The sequence below is a fragment of the Ensifer aridi genome, from assembly GCF_002078505.1.
Classification (GTDB): Bacteria; Pseudomonadota; Alphaproteobacteria; order Rhizobiales; family Rhizobiaceae; genus Sinorhizobium; species Sinorhizobium aridi.
The window spans coordinates 711-1,073 of record NZ_LUAV01000061.1; the positions used below are offsets into that span (position 1 = coordinate 711).

A 363-nucleotide genomic window follows, 5' to 3' on the forward strand; every position below is an offset into this window, starting at 1 on the left:
CGTGCCGAACACCACCTGTTCGTGGCCGCTGCTTCGCGCCACCACCTGGCCCCAAGCGAGATGGCAAAGGCTCGCCAGGCTGACCCCCAGCCGCCGCGCCTGGGCCCGCAGCCGATTATTGAGCGCCGGCGGCAGCATCCGCCGTGCCTCGCTGGATCCTCGGCCATCGCCGCGCACCTCGCTCAGCCCGAATGGTGTGGTCGGTTCGTCGATATCGGCGAGCATCTTCCGGAAGAACGCTTCATGCTCTTCGGACGAAACGCCGAGACGGGCTTGCGCCACCAAATTGCGGAACGGCTGCGGCGCACCAAGCGCATGCGCGCGTCCCTGCAGCACGGTCCGGACCTCGGCATGCATCACTTC

1 protein-coding gene is annotated in these 363 nt (G+C 67.8%); it reads right to left on the reverse strand.

Annotation, left to right across the window (positions count from 1 at the left end; translation table 11 throughout):
• Window positions 1-363: condensation domain-containing protein (locus AYK65_RS34060; protein ID WP_139793420.1), on the reverse strand; the 363-nt coding region annotated here is incomplete at both ends.